The following is a 7,373-nucleotide window of genomic DNA, read 5'->3' as shown; positions in this document are numbered from 1 at the left end:
GCTCGCTCCTACAGGTTGGCACCGTGCGTTTTTCGTAGGAGCGGAGCTTCTCCGCGAAATCCCGGCGCAGCCGGGACTATGGCCAGCTGGCCATGCCGACGCCCAGGCGGGGTTCGCGAGCAAGCTCGCTCCTGCAAGGGCTGTGCTGCCCAATCAATGTGGCACCGTAGGGCGCATAACCCGGAACGGGTTATCCGCCGATTGCCTCGCGGCGGATAACGCTGGCGCGTCATGTGCCCTACGAACGAGCCGGTTCGTGCCGGGGCTCGCTCGCGAACTGCCCTACCCCGGCTGCCCATCCAGCCGCGGCTTCCAGAACATCGGTCCGTAGTGCCAGGCGAACAGCAGGAAAGCCACCACCCAGCACGCCGCCGCGATGCTCAGGCCCTCCAGCGGCCACCAGATCACCAGCAACACCCGTGCGACGACGCCCAGGTTCAGTAGCACGAAGGCCCAGGCCATCACCTTCGGCGGCTGCAGCGGTCGGCCGGTGTGGCCCAGGCTCACCCGCGCGATCATCGCCAGAATCAGCCCGCCGACACCGCCCACCGTCAGCACATGGATCGCCAGGCTCGGGTTGAAGGTCGGCGAGAAGTGCCACAGCGCCATGCCCGCCGGAGCCAGCATCATCCACAGGTAGGCCAGGTGCAGCGACCAGAGCAGCGGCACGCCCCAGTAATCCTTGGCGTACCAGCGCCACAGGCGGATCAGATGCCCGACCGCCAGCGCGGCGAACAGCAGGCCCACCAACAGATGCGGCGTCAGGCCGATGCCGACGGCGCTCAGCACCGCCACCAGCAGGGTGCCGCCCAGCAGCGAATTATCCAGCCAGTTCCAGGCCGGCACCTGGGCACTGCGGCCCAGCCCGCGCTGGGTGAAGAAGGGAATCACACGGCCGCCGATCAGCCCCATCAGCGCCGCCACCAGCCACAGCGCGCCCAATGCGCCACCACGCTGCCAGCTTTCGTTGCCGGTCCAGACGCCCGCCATCACCAGCGCATCGGCCAGCGCCAGCAGGCTCAGCACCACGATGACCGGGTAGTTGCGCTTCTGCCGGACCAGCCACAGGCTGCGGCCGATGAAGAAGGCCAGCGCCGGCATGAACGCCAGCTCCAGCACGGTAACCAGCCATAGCGGCGCACCGACCAGCCAGCCCACCCGCGCCGCCAGCCAGACCAGCGACAGCAGCATCAGCGGTTTGCCGCTGACGCCGGGGCGGCCGGTCCAGGTTTGCACCGCGGTCAGCAGGAAGCCGGCGATGATCGCCGCCGCGAAGCCGAAGAGCATTTCATGGCGGTGCCAGGCCAGCCAGCCGCCCAGCGGTTGCCACGCCGGCAGCACACCGAGCAGCACCGCCGCCCAGGCCGCGATGGCGACCAGCGCAAACACCGCGCCGCCGAGGAAGAATGGGCGGAAACCCAGGCGCCAGAGCGGCGCGATGGTCAGCAGAGCCTTTCGATCAACCAGCAACACAGCAAGCCTCCCAGCCTTCCTTGCGCATCTGATGCTGGGCCACCAGCCGCAGCACGTAGCCCAGTTTCAATAATGTCGGACCGAGGATGGTGAAGGCATGCGCTGCGACAACGCTCTGCAGGTTCAGATGGCCATCGACGAAATAGGCTCCGACGATTCCCAGAAGCAGTAAGACGAGCCCGCCGGTCAGCAGTGACCAGGACATCGACAGATTGCGTTGCGGGCAGGCGAAAAGACTTTCCATCACACACCTCCTCGGGTTGCGCCGGCCCGCCGGCGGGCCGGCGCTCAGGTTCAGGCCTCCAGCGCGCTGGCCGGGCCGAAGAACTCGTAGTGGGACTGCTGCTCGGGAACACCGATCTCGCGCAGGTGACGCTTCACCTGGGCCATGAACGGCTTGGGACCCAGGAAGTAGGCGTCCAGGTCGCGATCTTCCGGAAGCCAGTCGGCCAGCCGCTCGCGGCTGAGGAAGCCTGCAGCGTGGGATGCGTCCTGCTCGCGCGGCTCGCTGTAGCAGAAGTAGTGCTTGAGCTGCGGATGCGCATCGGACAGCGCCTCGACCCATTCGCGGAACGCGTGCACGCCACCGTGGCGGGCGCAGTGGATGAAGTGCACTTCGCGGCCGGCTTCCAGCGCGGGCCTGAGCATGGCCAGTGCCGGAGTGATGCCGACACCGGCAGTGATCAGGGCCAGGGGCTTGTCACTCTGACGCAGGACGAAATCGCCCGCCGGCGGGAACAGGTCCAGCTCATCGCCCGGGTTCAGGCGGTCGTGCAGGTAATTCGACACCTTGCCTTCGGGCTCGCGCTTCACGCTGATGCGGTACTCACGACCATTGGGCGCATCGGACAGCGAGTAGGTGCGGCGCACCTCTTCCCCGCCGCTGTCGAGGGACAGACCGATGTACTGGCCCGGCTGGAAGTCCAGCAGCGGCTCGCCATCCACCGGCTGGAAGTAGAAGGAGGTGATTTCCTCGCTTTCGGCTTGCCTGCGCACAAGGCGGAAGCGCCGCGCGCCGCGCCAGCCGCCACGTTGCTCGGCGTTGTGCTGGTACACCGATTCCTCGGCGCCGATCAGGATATCGGCCAGTTGACCATAGGCCGCCGCCCAGGCGTCGATCACCGCCTGGGTGGCGATCTCCTCGCCCAGCACTTCACGGATCGCCCGCAGCAGGCAGCTGCCGACGATCGGGTAGTGCTCCGGCTGGATCTGCAGGGCAACGTGCTTGTTGACGATCTTCGCCACCAGCGGGCCGAGCTGCTCCAGTTCATCGATATGGCGGGCGTACATCAGCACGCCATTGGCCAGCGCCCGGGGCTGGTCGCCGGAGGCCTGGTGCGCCTGGTTGAACAGCGGACGAACTTCCGGGTACTCGCTGAGCATCATCTTGTAGAAGTGCTGGGTCAGTGTCTCTCCGCCGGTCTCCAGCAGCGGAACGGTGGCCTTGACCAGGGTACGGTGTTCGTTGGACAGCATGGGGTTCTCCTCGCGTGGGCCAGGCAGTGAGTGGGCGCCTGCGCCTTCTGCGAGGGGCATTTCAGGAAGCGTGCCAAGCGAGCAGCCCTGGAATCACGGGCGCGCCGGCCGCACATGAGTCATAATGACCGCACTCCAACCGAGTCATAACGACTCCCAAGAGGTCAATATGACTCGCAATCCTCTGCTGGCCACCCTCCTCCCGCTGGTCGCCGACCTGTCCCGCGAGCTGCCGGAAAGCGAACGTTATCGCCGCCTGCTGGAAGCCCTGCGCGGCCTGCTGCCGTGCGATGCGACCGCCCTGCTGCGCCTGGAAGGCGACCAACTGGTACCGCTGGCTGTCGACGGACTGAGCCAGGACACCCTCGGCCGCCGCTTCAGGATCAGCGAGCACCCGCGTCTGCGCGCCCTCATCGAGCATCCCGGCCCGACGCATTTTGCCGCCGACTGCGGCCTGCCCGACCCTTATGACGGGCTGGTGGAGGGTTTGCACGGCCACCTGGAGGTCCACGACTGCCTCGGTTGCCCGTTGCTGGTCGATGAACAACCCTGGGGGCTGCTGACCCTGGACGCGCTGGACCCGGAGCGCTTCTCCAGCGGCGACCTGGACAACCTGGAAGCCTTCGCCAGCCTCGCCGCCGCCACGGTCAAGGCCAACCAGCGCATGACCGACCTGGCCCAGCGCGCCGAACACGAGCAGCAGCGCGCCGACGCCTACCAGCGCGCCTCCGGCGACCAGCCCAGGGAACTGATCGGCCAGAGCAAGGCGCACCAGGCGCTGATGGGCGAGATCCAGGTGGTCGCCGGTAGCGACCTGAGCGTGCTGATCACCGGCGAAACCGGCGTCGGCAAGGAGCTGGTCGCGCAATCCATCCACGCCCAGTCGCTGCGTCGTACCCAGCCGCTGATCAGCCTGAACTGCGCGGCGCTGCCGGAAACCCTGGTCGAGAGCGAACTCTTCGGCCACGTCCGTGGCGCCTTCTCCGGCGCCGTGGGCGAGCGACGCGGCAAGTTCGAGCTGGCCGATGGCGGCACGCTGTTTCTCGATGAGGTGGGCGAGCTGCCCCTGTCGATCCAGGCCAAGCTGCTGCGCGTGTTGCAGAGCGGCCAGCTGCAACGCCTGGGCTCCGACCGCGAACATCACGTGGATGTGCGCCTGATCGCCGCCACCAACCGCGACCTCGCCGAAGAGGTCCGCGCCGGTCGCTTCCGCGCGGACCTCTACCATCGCCTGAGCGTGTACCCGCTGCGCGTTCCGCCGCTGCGCGAGCGCGGCAACGATGTCCTGCTGCTGGCCGGGTACTTCCTCGAACAGAACCGCCCACGCCTGGGCCTGCGCAGCCTGCGGCTGACCCGCGAAGCCCAGGCCGCGCTGGTCGATTACCCCTGGCCGGGCAACGTACGCGAGCTCGAGCACCTGATCGGCCGCGCTTCCCTCAAGGCCCTGGCGAACCACTCGCAGCGCTCGCGCATCCTCAGCCTGGGCGTCGAAGACCTCACGCTGAACGATCTGCACAAAGGCGCAGCCGTCAGCACCGACAGCGACGACCGCCATGCCGGCGACATCGAAGCTGCCGGCGAACTGCGCCCGGCGACGGAGGCCTTCCAGCGCCGCCTGATCAGCCAGAGCCTGGAGCGCCACGACGGCAACTGGGCGGCCGTGGCCCGCGAGATGGGCCTGGACCGCGCCAACCTCAACCGCCTGGCCAAGCGCCTGGCGATCAAGTGAGCCGCTGGCCGGATCGGCCAGTCCGGTGGGTGCGATGGTGATAGACTATGCGCCCATTTTCCGGCCGGCCCGTTCCAGGGCCGGCGACCGTCACAGAGCGCACCACGTGGAATTGTTCAAAGAGTTCACCTTCGAATCCGCCCACCGCCTGCCCCATGTTCCTGCCGGGCACCAGTGCGGCCGCCTGCATGGCCACTCCTTCCGGGCCGCCATCTACATCGAGGGCGAGGTCGACCCGCATACCGGCTGGATTCGCGATTTCGCCGAGATCAAGCAGATCTTCAAGCCGATCTACGACCAGCTCGACCACAACTACCTGAACGACATTCCCGGCCTGGAAAACCCCACCAGCGAGAACCTCTGCCGCTGGATCTGGCAACAGCTCAAGCCGCTGCTGCCGGAGTTGTCCAAGGTGCGCGTGCATGAGACCTGCACCAGCGGTTGCGAATACCGCGGCGACTGATGCGCTCCCCGCCATGAACAAGGCCGGCATTTGCCGGCCTTGTTCATTCCGCCGTCCAAGGAATCAGAACAGCCCCATCTGCTTGTCGATCAGCGCACTGAAGTCATCGTCGACGAAGGGCAGGATGGCGTCGGCGATGGGTTGCAGCTGCCGGCTGACGTAGTGGTCGTAATCGATCGGCGAGGCGAGCGTTTCCAGCGGTTCCGGGCCATTGACCGTGATCACGTAGCTGATCCAGCCGCCGCGCTGGTACTGGCGCGGGCGGCCCTGGCGCTCGTTGTAGTCGTCGGCGATACGCGCGGCGCGCACGTGGGGCGGCACGTTGCGCTCGTAGTCGCCGAGCTGGCGGCGCAGGCGCTTGCGGAACACCAGCAGATTGTCCTGCTCGCCGGCCAGGGTGCGGCTCACGTAATCGCGGACGTAATCCCGGTAGGGCTGGCGCTGGAAGATGCGCAGGTACAGCTCCTGCTGGAACTGCTGGGCCAGCGGCGACCAGTCGGTACGCACGGTTTCCAGACCCTTGAAGACCATCTCGTCGCTGCCGTCCGCACGCCGCACGAGGCCAGCGTAGCGTTTCTTGCTGCCTTCTTCGGCGCCGCGGATGGTCGGCATCAGGAAGCGCCGGAAGTGCCGTTCGAACTGGATTTCCAGTGCGCTTTCCAGCCCGTACTCCTCGCGCAGGTGCTCGACCCACCACTGGTTGACGTGGCGCACCAGCGCATGGCCAATCTCGGCGGCTTCGTCCTCGTCATGGGCGCGGCCGAGCCAGACGAAAGTGGAGTCGGTGTCGCCGTAGATCACTCGATGGCCCTGCCCTTCGATCAGCTCGCGGGTGCGGCGCATGATCTCGTGGCCGCGCATGGTGATGGACGAGGCCAGGCGCGGGTCGAAGAAGCGGCAGCCGCTGGAGCCGAGCACGCCATAGAAGGCGTTCATGATGATCTTCAGGGCCTGCGACAGCGGCGCGTTGCCGTCACGCTTGGCAGCGTCGCGGCCCTGCCAGACGCGTTCGACGATGGCTGGCAGGCAGTGCTGCGTGCGCGAGAAGCGCCCGCCACGGAAGCCGGGAATCGACGCCTCGTCCAAAGGATCGCTCAGGCCTTCCACCAGCCCCACCGGGTCGATCAGGAAGGTACGGATGATCGACGGGTACAGGCTCTTGTAGTCCAGCACCAGCACCGACTCGTAGAGCCCCGGCCGCGAATCCATGACGAAGCCGCCGGGGCTGGCCTCCGGCGCCTTGCCGCCGAGGTTCGGCGCGACGTAGCCCAGCCGGTGCATCGGCGGCAGGTACAGGTGGGTGAAGGCCGCCACCGAGCCGCCGCTGCGGTCCGCCGGCAGGCCGGTGACACTGGCGCGCTCGAGCAGGAAGTCGAGGATGCGGGTCTTCTCGAAGATGCGCGTGACCAGCTCGCAGTCCTTGAGGTTGTATTTCGCCAGAGCTGGCTTGTCCTCGGCGAAGCGGCGGTCGATCTCGGCCATGCGGTCGTAGGGGTTGTCGATGGATTTCCCTTCGCCGAGCAGTTGCTGCGAGACGCTTTCCAGGCTGAACGAGGGGAAGCTCCAGAACGCCGAGCGCAGCGCCTCGATGCCGTCGATGATCAGCCGCCCCGCCGCCGCGGCGAAGTAATGGTTGCTCGAAGCGTGCTGCCGCCAGCCCATCTCGTCGCCGCCACGGCCCAGGCGCAGGGGAATCTCCAGGCGCTTGGCATGCTCCTGCAGCACGCGCAGGTCGAACTGCACCAGGTTCCAGCCGATGATGGCGTCCGGATCGTGCTCGGCCAGCCACTGGTTCAGGCGCTCCAGCAGTTGCGCGCGGCTGTCGCAGTACTCCAGCTCGAAATCGCGCTCGCCATCGACACCATTGGCCGGGCCAAGCATGTAGACCTGGCGCTGGCCGCAGCCTTCCAGGGCGATGGAATAGAGGTCGCCACGAATATTGGTTTCGATGTCCAGCGAGGCCAGTTTCAGCTTTGGCCTGTACTCCGGCGCCGGGCGCAGTTGCGCGGTGGCGATACTGCCGCCCTCGCCGGGCTCGCCGCTGAAGCTGACCGGCGCGGTGATGAAGCGCTCCATCAGGTAACGCTCGGGCGGGCGGATGTCCGCCTCGAACACCTCGACGCCAGCCTCGCGCAGGCGCTTTTCCAGGTTCATCAGCTGGCGATGCTGCTGGCAATACAGGCCCAGCACCGGGCGCTGCTGGAAGTCGCGCAGGCCCAGCGGGCGCAGCTC

Annotated in this window: 6 protein-coding genes; 2 read left to right on the top strand and 4 right to left on the bottom strand. The window is 67.2% G+C overall.

Annotated elements, in window-relative coordinates; genetic code table 11:
* Positions 1-282 precede the first annotated feature (282 nt).
* The 3 genes from ACCC94_RS25950 to hmpA are packed head-to-tail and all read right to left on the bottom strand — an operon-like array spanning position 283 to position 2,949.
* Positions 283-1,473: an NnrS family protein gene (locus tag ACCC94_RS25950; RefSeq protein ID WP_413352487.1), complete on the bottom strand. Its 1,191-nt coding sequence runs from the start codon at positions 1,471-1,473 to the stop codon at positions 283-285.
* A complete protein-coding gene (locus ACCC94_RS25945) occupies positions 1,460-1,717 on the bottom strand; it encodes a transmembrane sensor/regulator PpyR (RefSeq protein WP_413352486.1) in 258 nt (85 codons plus the stop codon). The genes ACCC94_RS25950 and ACCC94_RS25945 overlap by 14 nt, the downstream gene beginning before the upstream one ends.
* 50 nt (positions 1,718-1,767) lie before the next feature.
* On the bottom strand, positions 1,768-2,949 hold the full coding sequence (gene hmpA / locus ACCC94_RS25940; RefSeq protein ID WP_413352485.1) for an NO-inducible flavohemoprotein: 1,182 nt from the start codon (positions 2,947-2,949) through the stop codon (positions 1,768-1,770).
* Between the two features lie 169 nt (positions 2,950-3,118).
* Between hmpA and norR the strand changes: the two genes are divergently transcribed.
* Both norR and queD read left to right on the top strand, forming a co-directional pair.
* Positions 3,119-4,678 carry a nitric oxide reductase transcriptional regulator NorR gene (norR, locus tag ACCC94_RS25935; protein ID WP_413352484.1) on the top strand — a complete coding sequence of 520 codons (1,560 nt, stop codon included), beginning with the start codon at positions 3,119-3,121 and terminating at the stop codon, positions 4,676-4,678.
* Between the two features lie 106 nt (positions 4,679-4,784).
* Complete coding sequence (queD, locus tag ACCC94_RS25930; RefSeq protein WP_017516521.1) at positions 4,785-5,141, top strand: 6-carboxytetrahydropterin synthase QueD; 357 nt, start codon at positions 4,785-4,787, stop codon at positions 5,139-5,141.
* Between the two features lie 63 nt (positions 5,142-5,204).
* Here the strand turns inward: queD and ACCC94_RS25925 are convergent.
* Positions 5,205-7,373: DNA polymerase II (locus tag ACCC94_RS25925; protein WP_413352483.1), on the bottom strand; the 2,169-nt coding region annotated here is incomplete at its 5' end.

This window comes from Pseudomonas sp. Pseusp97 (assembly GCF_047304025.1).
GTDB lineage: Bacteria > Pseudomonadota > Gammaproteobacteria > Pseudomonadales > Pseudomonadaceae > Pseudomonas.
Note: the sequence above shows the minus strand (reverse complement) of the source record. Positions and strands in the feature narration are given on the sequence as shown.